Origin of the sequence: Pasteurella sp. WM03 (genome assembly GCF_004570945.1) — a bacterium.
In the GTDB taxonomy this organism is placed as follows: domain Bacteria; phylum Pseudomonadota; class Gammaproteobacteria; order Enterobacterales; family Pasteurellaceae; genus Rodentibacter.
In genome coordinates, this window is record NZ_SPPO01000001.1 from 243,801 (window position 1) to 263,599 (window position 19,799).

General features: G+C 41.0%; 13 protein-coding genes. 8 read left to right on the forward strand and 5 right to left on the reverse strand.

Features of this window, described 5'->3' with window-relative positions:
• Window positions 1–4 precede the first annotated feature (4 nt).
• Window positions 5–1,180, reverse strand: coding sequence for an MFS transporter (locus E4T92_RS01225; RefSeq protein ID WP_135093106.1), 1,176 nt, complete (start codon window positions 1,178–1,180; stop codon window positions 5–7).
• A 443-nt stretch (window positions 1,181–1,623) separates the two neighbouring features.
• Here E4T92_RS01225 and E4T92_RS01230 point away from each other — a divergent pair, with 443 nt between their 5' ends.
• Entirely contained in the window at window positions 1,624–2,886 is a 1,263-nt protein-coding gene (locus tag E4T92_RS01230; protein WP_135093107.1) for a GntP family permease, read from the forward strand.
• Window positions 2,887–2,900: 14 nt separating this feature from the next.
• Window positions 2,901–4,031 (forward strand): glycerate kinase, encoded by a 1,131-nt coding sequence (locus tag E4T92_RS01235; RefSeq protein ID WP_135093108.1) that lies wholly within the window; start codon window positions 2,901–2,903, stop codon window positions 4,029–4,031.
• 279 nt (window positions 4,032–4,310) lie between these two features.
• On the opposite strand, the gene xerD is transcribed toward E4T92_RS01235, so the two are convergent.
• Complete coding sequence (xerD, locus tag E4T92_RS01240) at window positions 4,311–5,204, reverse strand: site-specific tyrosine recombinase XerD (RefSeq protein WP_135093109.1); 894 nt, start codon at window positions 5,202–5,204, stop codon at window positions 4,311–4,313.
• 563 nt (window positions 5,205–5,767) lie between these two features.
• On the opposite strand from xerD, the gene E4T92_RS01245 reads away from it, so the two are divergent.
• The 6 genes from E4T92_RS01245 (at window position 5,768) to holA (ending at window position 16,221) form a co-directional block, all read left to right on the forward strand.
• The gene (locus E4T92_RS01245; protein WP_135093110.1) at window positions 5,768–11,236 is read left to right on the forward strand and encodes an Ig-like domain-containing protein; all 5,469 of its coding nucleotides are present in this window, start codon (window positions 5,768–5,770) and stop codon (window positions 11,234–11,236) included.
• A gap of 320 nt (window positions 11,237–11,556) precedes the next feature.
• Complete coding sequence (gene leuS / locus E4T92_RS01250; RefSeq protein ID WP_135093111.1) at window positions 11,557–14,145, forward strand: leucine--tRNA ligase; 2,589 nt, start codon at window positions 11,557–11,559, stop codon at window positions 14,143–14,145.
• A 53-nt stretch (window positions 14,146–14,198) separates the two neighbouring features.
• On the forward strand, window positions 14,199–14,330 hold the full coding sequence (locus E4T92_RS11135) for a nucleotidyltransferase substrate binding protein (protein WP_228063519.1): 132 nt from the start codon (window positions 14,199–14,201) through the stop codon (window positions 14,328–14,330).
• Window positions 14,331–14,389: 59 nt separating this feature from the next.
• A complete protein-coding gene (locus E4T92_RS01255) occupies window positions 14,390–14,614 on the forward strand; it encodes a nucleotidyltransferase domain-containing protein (protein WP_245232420.1) in 225 nt (74 codons plus the stop codon).
• Window positions 14,615–14,695: 81 nt separating this feature from the next.
• Complete coding sequence (lptE, locus tag E4T92_RS01260) at window positions 14,696–15,187, forward strand: LPS assembly lipoprotein LptE (RefSeq protein WP_135093112.1); 492 nt, start codon at window positions 14,696–14,698, stop codon at window positions 15,185–15,187.
• Entirely contained in the window at window positions 15,187–16,221 is a 1,035-nt protein-coding gene (gene holA, locus E4T92_RS01265; protein ID WP_135093113.1) for a DNA polymerase III subunit delta, read from the forward strand. The genes lptE and holA overlap by 1 nt, the downstream gene beginning before the upstream one ends.
• On the opposite strand, the gene mutT is transcribed toward holA, so the two are convergent.
• From mutT to secM, 3 genes are all read right to left on the reverse strand, one after another.
• Window positions 16,222–16,623, reverse strand: coding sequence for an 8-oxo-dGTP diphosphatase MutT (mutT, locus tag E4T92_RS01270; protein ID WP_077541751.1), 402 nt, complete (start codon window positions 16,621–16,623; stop codon window positions 16,222–16,224).
• Window positions 16,624–16,678: 55 nt separating this feature from the next.
• Complete coding sequence (gene secA / locus E4T92_RS01275) at window positions 16,679–19,378, reverse strand: preprotein translocase subunit SecA (RefSeq protein WP_135093114.1); 2,700 nt, start codon at window positions 19,376–19,378, stop codon at window positions 16,679–16,681.
• 114 nt (window positions 19,379–19,492) lie between these two features.
• On the reverse strand, window positions 19,493–19,792 hold the full coding sequence (secM, locus tag E4T92_RS01280) for a secA translation cis-regulator SecM (protein WP_135093246.1): 300 nt from the start codon (window positions 19,790–19,792) through the stop codon (window positions 19,493–19,495).
• Window positions 19,793–19,799: the final 7 nt, after the last annotated feature.

Consider the following 19,799-nt stretch of genomic DNA (forward strand, 5'->3'; position numbering starts at 1 on the left):
CAAATTAAGAATAACTTTTTAAGTGATGATGTCCTTTAATCAAAGAATAAATAAAAAAGAGAGAGGAAATACTTATTACAATAATATTCACCCATTGCCACCCATTTGGAAAGGCTAATGTAAATCCTGCGAGAAAGGAAAAGGTTAAATTACCGGAATAGGTGAATATTGAACTCACACTTTGTAATTTATGCTTAATGCTATGATGGATTTCATTAAGATAAAATGTCCCGCCACTAAACATGAATGCCCAGCCTATCCCGGCAAAAAAGAGAGAGATAACGTAACCATGCTGTGGAGATAGTAAAAAAATACTGATTGATCCCACAATAAAACATAAACTCCCAAATAAAATTAGAGTAGCGGTTTTAATTTTTTCAATTAAAAATGGGATGAATAAAGCCGGTGCATACATCCCAATAAAATGTAGCTGCAATGCGAAGACATTTTGTGATATAGGATAGTGATTGTTATACATTGATAAGGGTGCCGAGTTCATAATTAAAGTCATTAATGAAAATCCAATAGTACAACTTAGTGTTCCAATAATAAAATTGGAGCGATATATATGTGTTGTATTTAGTAAACTTGTAGAGTTAGATAGGGGTACTTCTTTTTCAATAAAAATAAATAATTGGCTAAAAATTAAGAGAGAAAATATGATGATAATAAAAATGAAATTGCCCATTAGCTCATAATTTGAAATGAAATTACCCCCTTTCCCTGCAAGAAAAGGACCTAATATTCCTCCAATAATTCCGGAACCAATAACTAAGGAAGTTGATCTTTTCTTCCATATTTCATTATCAAAAATCTCTGCTGCTGCAAATCTGTAAAATTGATTAAATATAGCCGCATTACCAAGAATAAATGTTGAAAATAGAAAAAGCATAAAGTGCTGATAATATAACGCAAATATAGCTAGGATTGCGCCAGAAATACCAATAAAACCACTAATGACAAATGATCTTCTTCGACCGTATTTTTTCATTAATAAACTTGCATAATAAATCATACAAAATGAACCTAGAACCGTCATTGTCATAGGAAGGGTTATCAATATTTCTGTCGGCGCTAGAGATTTACCGACAAGAGCAGAGGTTAATGTCAGTAAAGAAATTACCGTTCCGCTTAAACCTTGACCTAAACAAAGTGCTATTAAAGTAATATATTTTTTCATAAATATACCCCTAATTTATTTTTGGCTATCAATTATTCTAGTTCATATGATTGAGCTTTATTTTGATGAATGATCGAAGAGTTTATAGAAAGTTTATTTTAGTTAATAAAATTACAAAAAAGCAACAAAATAAAAACAATTATTCAAGAGCGGAAAAAACTTTATTTTAAAACTGTGATCGTCCTCACATCGCTGAAAAACTATTTATTCACCTCAATACTCTACGTTATTGACTTGCTAAAATTGAATAAGTCACAGGGTTATCTTTCAATAAGATAGATGATGTATTGACCTTTATTTAGAGGCATTGCTAGAATATTGATTTGTTTAAAATCACAAAGTATGGCAGATTTGACCGCACTTTTTTGTTCATATGAATAAAGCAATTTTTTGTTAAACAAGAAATAATCTTTCCGATCTTATCATTTAGGAGGAGAGAAACTATGACAACCGTATCTGCTTTTGGGGCATTGGTGGCGTTAGTCGTCGCCATTTTTCTGATTTTGAAAAAAGTACCGCCTGCTTATGGAATGTTAGTGGGGGCATTGGTGGGAGGCTTGGTTGGCGGTGTGGATTTATCGCAAACTGTGACCTTAATGATCGGTGGCGCACAAGGGATCACCACTGCCGTAATGCGTATTTTGGCTGCCGGTGTGTTAGCCGGTGTATTGATTGAATCCGGTGCGGCAAATAGTATTGCAGAGAGCATTACCAATAAACTCGGTGAAACCCGTGCCTTATTGGCGTTGGCATTAGCCACAATGATTTTAACGGCAGTCGGAGTATTTGTGGATGTAGCGGTGATTACCGTTTCGCCGATCGCCTTAGCTTTGGCTCGCCGTACCGATTTATCCAAAGCAGCGATTTTATTGGCGATGATTGGTGGGGGGAAAGCGGGCAATATTATGTCACCAAACCCCAATGCCATTGCGGCGGCGGATACTTTCCATTTACCACTGACCTCTGTGATGATGGCAGGCGTTATTCCGGCAATATTTGGGTTAATACTCACTTATTTCTTGGCAAAACGACTTATCAATAAGGGATCAAAAGTGACGGATCAAGAAGTGGTGATGGTTGAAAGTCAAAATCTTCCTTCATTTTCTACCGCACTTGTCGCACCGTTGGTGGCGATTTTATTACTTGCCCTTCGTCCTTTGTTTGATATTAAAGTGGATCCCCTTATCGCCTTGCCGATAGGTGGCTTAATCGGTGCGCTTTGTATGGGAAAATTGCGCCAAGCAAATAGCTATGCTATCAGTGGTTTAGGTAAAATGGCTCCGGTGGCGATTATGTTACTTGGCACGGGCGCATTAGCAGGCATTATTGCCAATTCCGGTTTGAAAGATGTGTTGATTCAAGGATTGGAACATTCCGGCTTGCCTTCCTACATTCTTGCACCGATTTCAGGGGCATTAATGTCGCTTGCCACTGCTTCTACTACCGCAGGGACAGCGGTTGCCTCTAATGTCTTCAGCAGTACCTTATTGGAACTTGGCGTGAGTAGCCTTGCCGGTGCAGCGATGATTCATGCCGGGGCAACAGTGTTTGATCATATGCCTCACGGCTCTTTTTTCCACGCCACCGGCGGCAGTGTGAATATGGAAATGAAAGAGCGTTTAAAACTTATTCCTTACGAAAGTGCGGTCGGTTTGATTATGACCATTGTTTCAACCTTAATTTTCGGTGTATTTAACTTATTCTAATCAAGGAGTTCAAAATGAAAATTGTGATTGCCCCCGATTCTTTTAAAGAGAGTTTAACTGCACTTGAAGTGGCAACCGCCATTGAAATCGGCTTTAAACGTGTTTTTCCTGATGCGGAATATGTGAAATTGCCTATGGCGGACGGTGGAGAGGGAACCGTCCAATCTTTAGTGGATGCCACACAAGGTAAAATTATCGAAGCTGAAGTCACCGCACCCTTGGGGGAAAAAATCAAAAGTTTCTTTGGCTTATCCGGTGATGGTAAAACTGCCATTATTGAAATGGCGGCAGCTTCCGGGTTGCATTTAGTGCCACCGGAAAAACGTAACCCATTAATCACCACCAGCTATGGTACCGGAGAATTGATTAAATATGCCCTTGATCTCGGTGTGGAAAAATTCATTCTTGGTATTGGCGGCAGTGCCACCAACGATGGCGGTGTGGGAATGTTACAAGCCTTAGGTATGCAGTGTTTAGATGCGCAAGGCAAACAAATTGAATTTGGTGGTGCACAACTCATCAACCTCGCCAGAATTGATGCGAAAGAGTTAGATCCACGTTTGCAAAATGTGCATATTGAGGTGGCCTGTGATGTGAATAACCCTCTTTGCGGTGAACGTGGTGCTTCGGCGATTTTTGGTCCACAAAAAGGGGCGACAGCGGAGATGGTACAACAACTTGATTGCGCATTAGCCCATTTTGCGAAAATTGCCAAACGGGATTGTGGTAAGGATATTGCAGAGCAGGCAGGCGCAGGAGCGGCAGGCGGCATGGGCGGCGGATTGTTGTTATTGCCGAATGTGCAACTTAAAGCCGGCGTACAAATTGTATTAGAAAATTTACGGCTTGCCGATTACGTGCAAGATGCCGATTATGTCATTACCGGCGAAGGGCGAATGGATGCGCAAAGTATTATGGGCAAAACCCCTATTGGCGTGGCACGGACGGCGAAACAATTCAATAAAGCGGTGATTGCCATCGTAGGTTGTTTGCGTGAAGACTACGATGTGGTTTATGCCCATGGTATTGACGCGGTTTTCCCGATTATTCGTCAATTAGGCACATTGCCTGATATTCTCAAACAAGGCGAACAGAACTTAATTTCAAGCGCCCAAAATGTAGCGAGATTGTTGGCGTTGAAGTAGTTTTGTGAGATGTCACCATGGTGATGTTGGGGTGTTATTAGCAAATGCACAAAAACAGAAATTTCAACGATATGTGGGGACACAACGAGATGCCGATAACGGCTTGTATTGTTGAGTATAACTGAATTTAGATATACATGGGACACACTGCGTGTGTCCGCTTATAACATATTGAAATACGGACACACTCAGTGTGTCCCTACTTCAAAAACAGGTTTGTGCAACTGCTACATAATACCCTGATGTAGCAAAAGTGCGGTGATTTTTAACCGCACTTTTTTAGCCTCTAGGGTGGAATCGTTCATGCAAGCGTTTCAAACGTTCTTTCGCCACATGGGTATAGATTTGTGTAGTGGATAAATCACTATGTCCGAGTAGCATTTGTACCACCCGTAAATCTGCACCGTGGTTCACTAAATGGGTGGCGAAGGCGTGGCGAAGCACATGTGGCGAGAGTGCATTACTATCAATATCGGCAAGCACGGCATAATGTTTAATACGATGCCAGAAAGTTTGGCGGGTCATTTGTTGTGCCCGTTGGCTAGGGAACACAATATCGGAACTTTGTCCGTTTAATAAAACGGGGCGGGCATAAAGCACAAATTGGCGAATCCAATATGCCGCTTCTTCCCCCATCGGGACAATACGTTCTTTGTTCCCTTTGCCGATGACCCGCACAACACCTTGTTGTACGCTCATATTTTCAATAGTGAGCGAAACTAATTCTGTTACACGCAAACCTGTGGCGTAAAGCAATTCTAACATTGCTTTATCACGCAATTCTAAAGGTATTTCTACATTAGGCGTATTGAGTAAGTCGGTAACTTGTTGTTCGCTTAAATATTTTGGCAGACGGCTTGGTAATTTGGGCGAACTCAATATTGCGCTCGGATCATCCGCACGATATTTTTCACGGTATAAATACTGGAATAATTTTCGCATGGCACTTAATAGCCGTGCAGTACTGGTCGCTTTATAGCCTTGCTCGACCCGCTCTCCAAGGAAATGCTGTAAATCCACTGCATCTAAGGTTTCCAAAGAAAGATTGTTTTTATCTAACCAATCACAAAGTGCGGTCAGATCCAGTCGATAAGATTGCACGGTATTTTCAGAAAGCCCTTTTTCAATCCAATATTCATTGAGGAATAAATCAACTAATGCTGTGTTTTTCATTGTGTAATGTTTATAGGGAATAGGAAAATGTTATCTTGTTGTATTCAAAATATAGTTTTATCTATGTTTTTTGATTAATTTATTCTTTTTATCTTACTAAATTTAAATGGTCAGTTACCGATTGTCAAAAGAAAGGATTTTTGTATACTCGTTATTCGTTAAACATAAAGTTGATAGAAAATCTTTGATTTGAAGAGTTCACCTATATTTAACAATATGATTTTCATCTTTTTTGTAAATAGTATTTCTTCTATTCTAAATTGTAAGCGATTTTTTGCCTGCCCTCTTTAATATGAGTTTTAATGATACTCTGCTAATGCTAATGCTAATGCTAATGCTAATGCTAATGCTAATGCTAATGCGAGAGGATGTAGGCTATCAATCGCAATTTTAAGGGCTGAGTTAGACTTAGTTTAAAATCCGACTTAGATCAGGTTTTAATTAACAATCAATAGAAATCTACTATTGATTATTAAAAACAGATTCGATAACTTCTTTTTAATATTTTTTACTGATAAAATCGCGCAGAATTTATACCTGCCTATATATTAAAAGGAATCCAAATGGCAAACTCTCTGCGTGTCGTTCATCACGGCGAAGTAATAGAAATTACTCTTTCAACCACTGAAACTCTCCACTTAGCTGCTCAACCAGATACCCAATATCAACTATTTGATGAGAATGGTCAACTTATTCAAGAAGTGAAATCAGAACTGATTGATGGTGATTTAAAGATCTATGTTGAAGGTGATACGCCAAACTTAATTTTAGACAACTATCAGTCTGCTTATCCTATTGAGAGTAAGACTTATTTAGCAGAGATCAATGCGACTTTTGCAACGGCTGAAAATGCTTCGCAGGCAGCCTTTTACTCTCAATCAATTCTTGCTAGTGAAGTGATTTCACCCTCGATGAAAAATTTAGCAATTTGGGGATTAGGGGCTGTGGGTATTGCTGGGGTGGCTGCTGCTACGTCAAATAAACATAAAGGATCATTAATCAAGCCAAGCTTACAGCAATCAAAAGAAGAAGTAGAAACTCCAATTAAACCAGAAGAACCTGTTCAACCAGAACCTGAAAAACCTGCTCAGCCAGAGCCGGAAGAGCCGGATCAACCAGAACCGGAAAATCCTGTTCCACCAGAACCTGAAGAGCCGGTTCAACCAGAGCCGGAAAATCCAGCTCAACCAGAGCCAGAAGAACCGGATCAACCAGAACCAGAAGAGCCGGCTCAACCAGAACCTGAAAAACCTGCTCAACCAGAGCCAGAAGAGCCTGCTCAACCAGAACCGGAAAAACCTGCTCAGCCAGAGCAGGAAGAGCCAGTTCAACCAGAACCGGAAGAACCTGCTCAGCCAGAGCCGGAAGAACCAGCTCAACCAGAACCTGAAAAACCTGCTCAGCCAGAACCGGAAGAACCGGTTCAACCAGAACCTGAAAAACCTGCTCAACCGGAGCCGGAAAATCCTGTTCAACCAGAACCGGAAGAGCCGGTTCAACCAGAGCCAGAAAATCCTGTTCAACCAGAGCCCGAAGAGCCGGTTCAACCAGAGCCGGAAAATCCTGTTCAATCAGAGCCGGAAAATCCTGTTCAACCAGAACCGGAAGAGCCAGTTCAACCAGAACCTGAAGATCCGGTTCAACCAGAACCTGAAAAACCTGCTCAGCCAGAACCGGAAGAACCGGTTCAACCAGAACCTGAAAAACCTGCTCAACCGGAGCCGGAAAATCCTGCTCAACCGGAGCCGGAAAATCCTGTTCAACCAGAACCGGAAGAGCCGGTTCAACCGGAGCCGGAAAATCCTGTTCAACCAGAACCGGAAGAGCCGGTTCAACCGGAGCCGGAAAATCCTGTTCAACCAGAGCCAGAAGAGCCAGTTCAACCGGAGCCAGAAAATCCTGTTCCACCAGAACCTGAAGAGCCGGTTCAACCGGAGCCGGAAAATCCTGTTCAACCAGAACCGGAAGAGCCAGTTCAACCAGAACCGGAAGAACCCACTCAACCAAAACCGGAAGAACCGGCTCAACCAGAACCGGAAGAACCTGCTCAACCAGAACCTGAAGAGCCTGCTAAACCAGAACCGGAAGAACCAGTTCAACCGGAGCCTGAAGAGCCTGCTCAACCAGAACCGGAAGAACCAGTTCAACCGGAGCCGGAAGAGCCTGCTCAACCAGAACCGGAAGAACCAGTTCAACCGGAGCCTGAAGAGCCTACTCAACCAGAGCTGAAACAGCCTAACATGACCTTAAATAATGTAACGGAAGATAATGTTATCAATCAGGCAGAGCGCGAATCGGTGATTAATTTGTCCGGTACAACGGAAAATGTACCGGATGATACGTTGATTCGTATTCAAATTGGCGCAGAAACAGTAACCACTAAGGTGAAAAGTAATGCTTTTAGTAAGGATATTGACGGTTCTATCTTAGCTGCCAATACCAAAATCACCGCAAGTGTTGAGGTGAGAGATACAATAGGCAATGTAGTTTCTGCTCAGGTGGAAAAAGATTATATTGTGGATGTGGAACCACCAAAATTAGATGTTACGATTGATCCGATCAATCAGGGTAAGATTCTAAACTTGGACAATGCAGAAAGTGGCTTAGTGTTAAGCGGAACAATCAGTTTTGAAGAGAATGTCATCGTTGAAAAGGTTGAGGTACGTTTTGGTCAGCGTAACGAATCTGCTGTGATAACAGGGAATAAATGGACCCTAAATGCCTTTGGTGGTGATCTTATTGACTCAGAAGATAAACAGGTTAGTGTTGAGGCGTTCGCTCGAAATTTGATTGGTAATACCGCTTCTGCTAGCAAATCTCAAGATTATTCGGTTGATATTACCCCACCAACAGTGACACTCAGCCTAAATGATTTGACTGATGATAACATTATCAATATTCAAGAAAGCAAAGGAAAGATTACTCTTTCCGGTAGTGCAAAGGGTGAGTTTAATGTCAATGATGTTGTGACATTAAGTGTAGGCGAACAGGTGATTGGTTCGACTCAGCTATCTGCACAAGGTGAGTTTAGTCTTGAGGTTGATGCAAGTAAACTCGTTGCTGATCGTGAAGTTAAAGCAACCCTAACAACGCAGGATGAAGCAGGAAATTCTGCTAGTGTCACAACAACTAAAGCCTATGATGTGGATTTGCATATTTCTCAGCCAGTGATTGTCCTTGATCCTATTGCCAATGATGACTTCTTAAATGTAACGGAAGCCAAAGAGAAGGTGCTTATAAAAGGAAGTGTGACAGATGCGATAGATGGTACCGTAGTGAATATTGTCATTGGTTCATATCAAACTACAGCCGTCGTGACAAATGGGCGTTTCAGTACTGAGGTAGAGGGTCGAACATTAATCGAAAATCGTACCGTCTCTGCTAATGTTTCTGTAACTGATCAGGCAGGAAATTCGGCTGAAGGTTCAGTGAGCCGAAATTATGATGTTGATCCAAATCTAAGTGCAAGCATTGATATTACGCATATTGGTAATGCATTCAATACAGAATTGGCTCAAACCAGCCGTATTAGTGGAACTGTTGAATTCGATGGTCTTTATGCTTTAGGGCAAAATGCAAGAATGATTCGGGCCGTGAATATTGTAATCGGTGATAAGACTTATACGACGGGATTTGACGGTAAGAACAAGTCATTCTATATCGATATCCCAAATTCAGAATTGGCGGCGTTAAATGGTCAAACGGTAAGTATTAACTTCTTGAACCGAAAAACACAAGCAGAATTGCCTTATACCATGATTTCAGATAACGATCCTATTAATTTATTTGAAGTGGTTTACGATTTAACAAAAAATGACGATGGTAGCTATACGATGACGCCTAAGGGTGAATTCTATGGCGGGGTCAGACCTGAAATTAAGGTAAAAAATGTTGTATTCGATAGTGAAGTGCTTGAGGGTGAAACAGTTGGTAAGCAGGCTGAAACAACAGAAATTCGTGGTAAGGTAGATGGCAGTGCAAAAGCCGGTGATACTGTAAATATTAAAATCGGTAATGATGTGCTTGAAACGACTGTGCAAGCCGATAATACTTTCTCAGTAAATGTTGAAAATGAAAAACTCCTTGGCAATAGCCGAGTTGTTGCGACACTGAAAACACAGGATATTGCAGGTAAACAAATTGAGGTAACAGATAGCGAAATCTATATTACCCCAAGTGCGGTCAATTCTGAGTTTGTTTCTCAACACCAAGATCTCGCAAAATCAGCGCGTAAAATCGATCATACAAAAGAGGAATATAATTTCCCTTATTTTATTGATGGTATTCTGTCATCTACTAATAATTTAGGATTTAATCGTTCCTATCCTGTAGGTGGCACGAAAGAGCCTCTTACTATTCGTTATTATTTTATGACAGCTGACGAAGCTAAAAGCATGCCTCTTGAGGGAGAAAATTATATTTCAAGTTATGAATCGGATTATACAGATGTAGAAAAAGAGACTATCCGCTTCTCTTATCGACAAATTGAGCAATATACTAATATAAAATTTGTTGAAGTTGATAGTGCCGACAAAGCCGATTCAAGGATTTATAAAGCGGCTATGAAAAGTTTAAATGGCGGTTTGGTAGGTGGAATAGCTAACAGCGGTGGACATCTTGCACTAAATAGTGCGCCATTAGAGGAAAATCAAAATAATCCTAGACTTAAAGCTGATATCTATTATACGAATACTCACGAAATTGGTCATAATCTTCAATTAGAGCATTCTGCTGGTCGAAATGGTTTTAATTATGAAGATACGGCAGAATTTACCGTGGAATCATACAAAACCGTGGCTGAAGGCATACAAGGCGCCATTGTCTCTCGTTATAGCTTCCCACGCATATTTGATTTAGCGGCATTACATTATCGTTATGGCGTAAATCCTGAAGCCCGTAAAGGTAATGATGTTTATGGTTTCAAAGATTACAATGCGTTAGAAAGTGATGGGGCATTGTATATTTGGGATGGGGCCGGAGTGGATACCTTTGATGCGTCTAATGAGAAAATGGGGGTTAATGTGAATTTAACACCGGGTTCATGGATTTATCGTGGTGATAAGTTAAATGCATTTTTGGTGGCTGAAGGAAAAGAAAGTATTAGTAAGCATCAGTATTTTGGATTGGACGAAAATACAACAATAAATGGTCAATTTGTTCATGATCTACCTTTCAAAGAGGGGGTATCATTAGAGTCTCTTGAAACTTGGCTAACAGGATTATCATTACAAGGTGTGCCTAAAGAGACGATTGATGCAATAAGAAAGCAAATATTTTTGACTGAGAAAGAGTTCATGCAATATACCAAAGATCAAGCGTTTATTGGATTTGGTACCCAAATTGAGAACTTGGTTGGATCCGATTATGACGATGTGCTAACAGGTAACAATGCGGATAATAATATCCAAGGTGGTAAAGGCAATGATAGGATCCATGGAGGAGATGGTAACGATTTCTTAGATGGTGGTTTGGGGGACGACACGCTGTATGGCGGCACAGGTGATGATACTTATGTTGTCGCTCAAGCGGGTGATCAGGTCATTGAATTACCAAATGAAGGAACGGATACGGTATTCAGTCATATTGATTACGTCCTACCGGACAATGTGGAAAACCTCACCTTACTTGGTACAACCGCAACCAGTGCCTCAGGTAATGGCTTGGATAATGTGATTACCGCCAATAATATTGGTAACACTCTCAATGGTGGGGCAGGTAATGATCGCTTAATCGGTGGCTTAGGTGCCGATACCCTTACTGGTGGTGAAGGAAGTGATACTTTCGTTTTCCAAACCGCGCTCAATGGCAATGTGGATACTATCACCGATTTTGGTGCAGGTGACAAAATTGTACTTTCTAGTGTTATTTTCACTGCTTTGAAAACAGGTAGTATCAGCGATCATATCAAATATGATTCAGAGAGCGGTAAACTCTTCTATGATGAAGATGGTAGTGGTATCAAAGATGCGGTACATTTTGCCACGCTGAATAAAGGGTTGAACATTGAACAAACTCAATTTGAGATTGTATAGTTCAGTGTAAATAGAAATGAGGCTTTGTTAGCCTCATTTTATTGACAGCGTTGTGGAGAAGCGTTTTAGTCACTTTAGTGTCTTTCTCCAAAGTTTAAACTTATTATTTAAGGACTGAATCCGATAGGTTGTTGGATTCAGTCCTTTCTTTTGGTTTTCATCTCGTGCTTTTGCACTATGGTGAATCTTTGAATTGTTCGTTGATCTTGTGTACTTTGTTATCCTCTCCCTACCAATTTATGCTGTTTTACGGTATTCTATGTCGCGTTTTATAGGGTAAAAATGCCGCTAAAAGTGCGGTCAAAATTTAAGGTGATTTTATGCAAGAACAATATCGTCCCGATATGATCGAGCCAAAAGTTCAACAATACTGGGCAGAAAATAAAGTCTTTAAAGCGATTAAAGATGTAAATAAAGAAAAATATTATTGTCTTTCTATGTTCCCGTATCCATCAGGTCGTTTGCATATGGGGCATGTGCGTAACTATACGATTGGTGATGTGATTTCACGTTATCAACGTATGAACGGCAAAAATGTATTGCAACCGATTGGTTGGGATGCTTTTGGTTTGCCGGCGGAAGGGGCTGCAATTAAAAATAAGACGGCGCCGGCAAAATGGACATATGAAAATATTGAATATATGAAAAACCAGCTCAAAATGTTGGGCTTTGGTTATGATTGGGATCGTGAAATCGCAACCTGTAAACCGGAATATTACAAATGGGAACAATGGTTTTTCACCGAGCTTTATAAAAAAGGTTTAGTGTATAAAAAAACCTCAACCGTAAACTGGTGTCCGAATGATGAAACCGTACTTGCCAACGAACAAGTCCATGAAGGTTGCTGTTGGCGTTGTGATACGCCTGTGGAACAAAAAGAAATCCCTCAATGGTTTATTAAAATCACGGATTATGCCGAGCAATTATTAGGAGGTCTGGATAATCTTCCGCAATGGCCGGATATGGTGAAAACCATGCAACGCAACTGGATCGGACGTTCCGAAGGGGTAGAAATTACCTTTAATGTAAAAGATAGCGATGAGAAGGTGGCTGTTTACACCACTCGTCCTGATACTTTTTACGGCGTAACTTACATGGCCGTGGCGGCGGCTCATCCGCTGGCGACACAGGCGGCAGAAAATAATCCTGAATTAGCAAAATTTATCCAAGAAATCAGAAATGTTAAAGTTGCAGAAGCAGAGCTTGCAACGATGGAGAAAAAAGGAATGGCAACGGGCTTGTTTGCTATTCACCCCATCACAGGAAAAGAAATACCAATTTGGGTGGCAAATTTTGTATTAATGCACTATGGCACGGGAGCCGTCATGGCGGTACCTGCACATGACCCACGTGATTATGACTTTGCCAGCAAGTATGATTTACCGATTTTACCGGTGATTGAACCCTTTGATGGCAGCAAGTGGGATTATAGCCAATCCGTGTTTGCTGAGCACGGTATATTGATTAACTCTGAGGAATTTAATGGATTAGCGTTTGATGCTGCATTTAACGGCATTGCCGATAAATTGGAAGCAATGGGCGTGGCAAAACGCCAAGTGAACTACCGCTTGCGTGATTGGGGGGTATCCCGCCAACGTTATTGGGGCGCACCAATCCCAATGCTGACTCTTGAAAATGGTGATGTGGTGCCTGCACCGTTGGAAGATTTACCGATTATTCTACCTGAAAATGTCGTGATGGATGGGGTGAAAAGCCCGATTAAAGCCGATCCAAACTGGGCAAAAACCACCTTTAATGGTGCACCGGCGTTAAAAGAAACGGATACCTTTGATACCTTTATGGAGTCTTCTTGGTATTATGCCCGTTACACCTCGCCAACCTTTGCAGAAGCCATGTTAGATAAAGAGGAAGCGAATTACTGGTTACCGGTGGATCAATATATCGGCGGTATCGAGCACGCCACCATGCACTTGTTATACTTCCGTTTCTTCCACAAACTTTTGCGTGATGCCGGGTTTGTCACCTGCGATGAACCGGCAACCAAATTATTATGTCAAGGTATGGTGCTTGCCGATGCCTTTTATTACACCAGCCCGACTAACGAACGTATCTGGGTCAGCCCAACGCAAGTTACCCTTGAACGTGATGAGAAAGGTCGTATTATTAAAGCAACAGATCCAGAGGGGCGTGAACTGGTGCATTCAGGTATGACCAAAATGTCGAAATCGAAAAACAATGGTATCGACCCGCAAGAGATGGTAGAAAAATACGGTGCGGATACGGTTCGCTTGTTTATGATGTTTGCTTCTCCGGCAGAGATGACACTTGAATGGCAAGAATCCGGTGTGGAAGGAGCGAAACGTTTCTTAGGTCGTGTGTGGAACTTGGTGTATCAATACCAACAAAACCCAGCAAAAACGGCATTAAATGTGACCGCACTTTCAGCGGATCAAAAAGCCCTTCGTCGTGAAGTGCATAAAACCATTGCCAAAGTAAGTGACGATATTGGCCGCCGCCAAACTTTTAATACTGCGATTGCAGCAATTATGGAGTTGATGAACAAACTCACCAAAGCGTCATTGGATAACGAGCAAGATCGTGCGGTCATGGCGGAAGCATTGAGTGCGGTAGTGCGTATGCTTTATCCAATCACACCGCACATTTGCTTTGAGTTATGGCATGCCTTAGGCAATGAAAAGAGTATCGACACCGCAGAATGGGTGAAAGCTGATGAAGCAGCGATGGTGGAAGATGAAAAACTCATTGTTGTTCAAGTGAATGGTAAAGTACGTGGCAAGGTGACGGTATCAGCCAATGCAACTGAGCAGGAAATTAAGGCGATTGCTAAAGCAGATGAAAATGTTGCTAAATTCCTTGATGGTATGGAAATTGTCAAAGAAATTTATGTGCCACTTAAAATGGTGAGTTTTGCGGTAAAACCTATGTAAAATGAAATAAAAGGCTCGTTTGACGAGCCTTTATTTTAAGATTAGTGGAGATTATGCAAGATATTTTGAAATATCAAGGTGAAGTAGAACTTTGGGGATCAAAAGCAGAAACACGTTTGGCTTTTAATCGTGGACTTATTCAAAATGGAGAAGTATGGTTAGAGATGGTTGAAAGCCGTAATTAACTGTTCACACTTATGATAAAAATATTCTAAAAAAATATCCTGAAGTTGAACAAGCCATTATTTATGGTTCAAGAGCGAAAGGGACTTATCGTGAGGGATCAAATATTGATCTCTGTCTTAAAGGGAAAAATTTAACTCATTCAATACTTAGGAAAATTTGGTTGGATTTAGATGATTCAAATTCACCTTATTTATTTGATCCCTTCATTTATCACGAGTTATCCAATCTGAATTTAGTTGAAAATATTGATCGGATAGGAAAGGTGTTTTATCAGTGTATGTGATAAAGATATCTTTTGATGGTAAAGGGTTTGTGCTAGAGTAGCGAACACTTTTTGTCGTTTTACATAACAGGAAATTTTAATATGTTGAAGAAATCTGTTGTACTTTTTGTATTCTTTTTAACTGCCTGTGGCTGGCATTTACAAAATGGTGCATTAATTCCACAAGAATTACATACTCTCACTTTTGAGAGTGCTGATCCTTATAGTGAAATGTCAATGGCAATGCGTCGCCAACTCTTAGCAAATGATGTCCATCTTGTCAATGCGACACAGGGCGTATCGGTATTACGCCTCAATAAGCAAACGATGAGTGATGAAGTTTCTTCGATTTTCAAAGGGGGGCGTGAGGCGGAAAAAATCCTTATGTTGGAGGTGGAGGCCAGTGTCCGTTTAGCCAATGGCAAAACCTATCCAATCAGTGCTAAAGTCAACCGCACTTTCTTTGATAACTCTCGTGCAGCCTTGGCTAAGGCCGGGGAACGTGATGTGATTTGGAATGATATGCGTGAACAAGCCGCTCGCCAGCTCATCACTAAAATGGTGGCATTACAAAACCAATTAAAAGATCAGTAATGAATCGTATTTTTCCTGAACAATTGCCTCATCGTCTTGCTCAAGGGTTAGCCAAGGTTTATTGCTTGGTTGGGCAAGATCCGCTACTGCTTACTGAAAGTGAGGAGAGTATTTATCAAACTGCTGTTCAGCAAGGTTTTGATGAAAAAAATGGGGTACAAATTGACAGCCAAACAGATTGGGCGACATTGATTGAATCCTGCCAATCAATGGGGTTATTTTTCACTAAGCAAGTCCTCATTCTTAATTTACCGGAAAATTTGACCGCACTTTTACAAAAAAATCTGCAAGAATTAATAAGTGTATTAAATGAAGATGTACTCTTGGTTCTGACGATATCAAAGCTTGCCAAAACCTTAGAAAAACAAGAATGGTTTTTGACATTGAATCAATATGAGCCGAAAGCAATACTGGTAAACTGCCAAACACCAACGGTTGAAAATTTACCTCGTTGGGTAAAAAATAGGACTCAAGCGATGGGATTAATGGCTGATAACGAAGCCATTCAACAACTTTGTTACAGCTATGAAAATAATCTGCTTGCCCTTAAACAAGCCTTACAGCTTTTAGATTTACTTCACCCTGATCATAAATTGACTTATAACCGTGTGATTGCCGTTGTGGAGCAATCTTCAGTATTTACGCCCTTTCAATGGATTGATGCACTGCTTGCCGGTAAAGTGAATAGGGCTAAACGTATTTTGGCTGGATTACAGGCAGAAGAGATACAACCGATCATTTTATTGCGCACTTTACAGCGAGAATTACTTGTTTTACTTGAACTCACAAGACCTCAGCACTCTATTCGTATCACTGAGGCTCTACCGTTCCAAGAAGTGAAATCAGAATTTGATCGTCTCAAAGTTTGGCAAAATCGCCGACCGCTCTTTTTAAGTGCGATACAACGATTCACCTATCAAAAACTTTATGAAATTATTCAAGAGTTAGCCCATATTGAACGGTTGGCTAAACAAGAATTTAGCGCTGATATATGGGCTAAATTAGCAGATTTATCGGTGAAAGTTTGCCTATAATTAATCTGTTTCTGCAATCAATCGTTGGATTAATTTAGCATTTGCCGGTGGGAATAAACCCGCATCTAATGCCTTTTGTTCAATCCAAAAACCTTCTTGTCCTTCACGACCAAAGGGTTCACCAATCCATTCTTCGACAAGATAAAAGAAAAATGAAATGATCTTTGTGGGATATTCAAATTGAAAGCGCTCATAAAGCTCGGCATTTAACACGACAATACCAATTTCTTCTTCCAATTCACGTTTTAAGGCTTGCTCCGGTGTTTCATTGGCATCGACTTTTCCCCCAGGAAACTCAAGAGATTGAGCAAAATCCTGCCCTTCTAAACGTTGAGTCAAATAGAGTTGTCCGAATTCATTACGAATGATACCGGCTGAGACTTGTATGATAGATTTTTCCATTTGTTTGATCCAAGATGAAAAAAGTGCGGTCAAAAACAACCGCACTTTTAGACCATTAATTGTATTTAGCACGGCTACCGTGACAATGCTTGTATTTTTTACCCGAACCACAAGGGCAAGGCTCATTTCGACCTACACGACGATCAGAGTAATCCTCTTCTGTCTGTATAGGTTGCCCGTTTTCGTCCAGTGGTTGATGGGTTTGGCTTTCACGTTCCGCTATTTCTTGACGGAGACGCTCTGCTTCTTCTATTTCTTCTTGAGTTCTTACCCGAACACGGGTTAAGGTAGTGATGACATGGTGTTTTAAGGAATCTAACATTTCCGTAAACATACGGAATGACTCCTTTTTATACTCCTGTTTCGGATCTTTTTGTGCATAGCCACGTAAGTGGATGCCTTGACGAAGATAATCCATCGCGGCTAAATGCTCTTTCCAAAGCTCGTCTAACGTTTGTAGCATCACCCCTTTTTCAAAATGACGAAGACTTTCTTCGCCCACTAAGGCTTCTTTTTCCTTATATTCTTTTTCAGCGATTTCTATAATGCGTTCACGTAGGTTTTCTTCGTGAAGATTACTATCTTCTTCTAACCAATGTTCAATAGGTAATGCCATACCAAATTCTTGTGCTAAACGTTCTTCAAGCCCTTTAACATCCCATTGTTCTTCTAACGATTGTGGTGGGATATATTGGTCGATGACATGGTTGAACACATCGTGGCGAATTGCGTTGATCGTGTCTGAAATATCATCATTATCCAACAAATAATTGCGTTGCTCATAAATGGCATGGCGTTGATCATTGGCAACATCGTCATACTCAAGGAGGTTTTTACGGCCATCAAAGTGGAAGGCTTCCACTTTCGCCTGTGCAGAGGCGATCACTTTTGCCAGCATTTTGGATTCCATTGCTTCACCCGGCACAGTGAAAGCTTTACGCATTAGGTTGAGTTTGCCTTCATTAAGGTAAATTCGCATTAAACCGTCTTCCAAAGAAAGGTAGAAACGGGAAGAGCCCGGGTCGCCCTGACGACCGGAACGACCACGTAACTGGTTGTCAATACGGCGTGATTCATGACGCTCCGTACCGATAATATGCAATCCACCGGCTTTCATGACGATATCGTGATTTTTCTCCCACTCTGTTTTTAATGCGTCAAGTTGTTCTTGGGTCGGATTATCTAATTTGGCTGCCTGTGCTTTCCAGTTACCACCAAGAATAATATCCGTACCACGTCCTGCCATATTGGTCGCAATGGTAACCGCCCCTGGATAACCGGCTTCGGCTACAATTTCCGCTTCCTGTTGGTGGAATTTCGCATTTAATACATTGTGTTTAATCCCTGCTTTATCCAATGCTTTCGACAATTCCTCCGATTTTTCAACAGAAATTGTCCCTACTAAAACCGGTTGTTGGCGTGCGACACAATCTTTAATGTCTTCAATAATGGCATTAAATTTGTATTCTTCATTTTCAAACATCAAGTCTGTGCGATCATCACGAATCATCGGGCGATTTGTCGGGATCACCACGGTTTCTAAACCATAAATTTGTTGGAATTCAAAGGCTTCGGTATCAGCCGTTCCGGTCATACCGGCAAGTTTTTCATACAAACGGAAATAGTTTTGGTAAGAAATGGAGGCAACCGTTTGGTTCTCACTCTTAATTTCCACGCCTTCTTTAGCTTCAATGGCTTGGTGTAAACCGTCAGACCAACGGCGACCAGCCATAGTTCGCCCGGTGTGTTCATCGACAATCACAATTTCGCCATCTTTCACGATATAATCTACATCACGTTCAAATAAGGTATGTGCACGTAAGGCCGCCATAATATGATGCAATAATACGATACGGCCAGGTGAATAAAGGGAATCACCTTCCGGCATTAAGCCTTGCTCAATGAGCCAATTTTCTACTTTTTCCTGACCACGTTCGGTTAAGTGAGCTTGTTTTGATTTCAGATCTAAGGTGAAATCACCTTCACCTTGATATTCTTCCGTATCTTCTTTTTCTTGTTTAATTAAATTTGGAATAAGTTTGTTTACGGCGATATAAAGCTCGGAGCTATCTTCGGCTTGACCGGAAATAATTAATGGCGTACGGGCTTCATCAATTAAAATAGAATCCACTTCATCCACTAATGCATAGCCCAATGAGCGTTGGAAACGTTCTTCTTTTGAATGGGCTAAATTATCACGCAAATAGTCAAAGCCGAGTTCACTGTTGGTAGCGTAAGTAATATCTGCTGCATAGGCCGCTCGTTTTGCTTCAGGTGGTAAACCTGGGATATTGATACCTACGCTCATTCCTAAAAATTCAAATAATGGGCGGTTGGTCTCTGCATCACGACGTGCGAGATAGTCGTTTACAGTCACAACATGTACCCCTTTTCCTTCAAGAGCAATTAAATAGCAAGGGAGGGTTGCGGTTAAGGTTTTCCCTTCACCGGTACGCATTTCTGCAATACAGCGGTTGGTCAGCACCATCCCCCCAATGAGCTGAACATCAAAGTGGCGCATACCCAATACACGCTTGCTTGCCTCACGTACCGTAGCAAAGGCTTCAGGTAGAATATTTTGTAAGGTTTCTCCTGCGCTTAGACGCTGGCGAAATTCATCGGTTTTGGCTCGGAGCTGATCATCACTTAATGCTTCAAATTCGGGCTCTAATTGATTAATTTTGACAACTTGTTTTTTTAGCTTGCGTAAAATACGGTCGTTACGGCTACCAAAAATTTTCGTTAAAATGCTCATAATTTCTCTTTTAAAATCATTAGTTAAAGTTAATGAGTGAGTGAAATATTGATCACTCATCGTAATATTTATGTGAATCTTCTCATTTCACTTTCTTTAAAGGTGGTTAAAAAATTAAATGAGCAAAGGGCCGGCACGAATGGGCGCTTGAACGTTGAATACCGCCATCACAAAGTGCGGTCGAATTTCAGTCCGTTTTTTTTCTGAATAGGAAATTGGGAAAGGCTGAACGGAAGATCGCTGTACATGGCATGCGATCTTTGTCGTTTCCAATACTTGTTGTACAGAAACACTCGAGGAATAATTTTCTGTGGTTTTATTTTCTAAACTTTGCGCATTGGGCAAAGCAAAAATCGCAATTACACTTAAAAGTAACCGCGACCAAAAATAAGGGGGGCTTTTGCCTGAAATCATCATCTCA

What these genes read in the sequence shown, in the direction of transcription:
- E4T92_RS01225 (WP_135093106.1), bottom strand. Translation starts at nt 1,180, where the DNA reads ATGAAAAAATATATTACTTTAATAGCACTTTGTTTAGGTCAAGGTTTA.
- E4T92_RS01230 (WP_135093107.1), top strand. Translation starts at nt 1,624, where the DNA reads ATGACAACCGTATCTGCTTTTGGGGCATTGGTGGCGTTAGTCGTCGCC.
- E4T92_RS01235 (WP_135093108.1), top strand. Translation starts at nt 2,901, where the DNA reads ATGAAAATTGTGATTGCCCCCGATTCTTTTAAAGAGAGTTTAACTGCA.
- xerD (WP_135093109.1), bottom strand. Translation starts at nt 5,204, where the DNA reads ATGAAAAACACAGCATTAGTTGATTTATTCCTCAATGAATATTGGATT.
- E4T92_RS01245 (WP_135093110.1), top strand. Translation starts at nt 5,768, where the DNA reads ATGGCAAACTCTCTGCGTGTCGTTCATCACGGCGAAGTAATAGAAATT.
- leuS (WP_135093111.1), top strand. Translation starts at nt 11,557, where the DNA reads ATGCAAGAACAATATCGTCCCGATATGATCGAGCCAAAAGTTCAACAA.
- E4T92_RS11135 (WP_228063519.1), top strand. Translation starts at nt 14,199, where the DNA reads ATGCAAGATATTTTGAAATATCAAGGTGAAGTAGAACTTTGGGGATCA.
- lptE (WP_135093112.1), top strand. Translation starts at nt 14,696, where the DNA reads ATGTTGAAGAAATCTGTTGTACTTTTTGTATTCTTTTTAACTGCCTGT.
- holA (WP_135093113.1), top strand. Translation starts at nt 15,187, where the DNA reads ATGAATCGTATTTTTCCTGAACAATTGCCTCATCGTCTTGCTCAAGGG.
- mutT (WP_077541751.1), bottom strand. Translation starts at nt 16,623, where the DNA reads ATGGAAAAATCTATCATACAAGTCTCAGCCGGTATCATTCGTAATGAA.
- secA (WP_135093114.1), bottom strand. Translation starts at nt 19,378, where the DNA reads ATGAGCATTTTAACGAAAATTTTTGGTAGCCGTAACGACCGTATTTTA.
- secM (WP_135093246.1), bottom strand. Translation starts at nt 19,792, where the DNA reads ATGATTTCAGGCAAAAGCCCCCCTTATTTTTGGTCGCGGTTACTTTTA.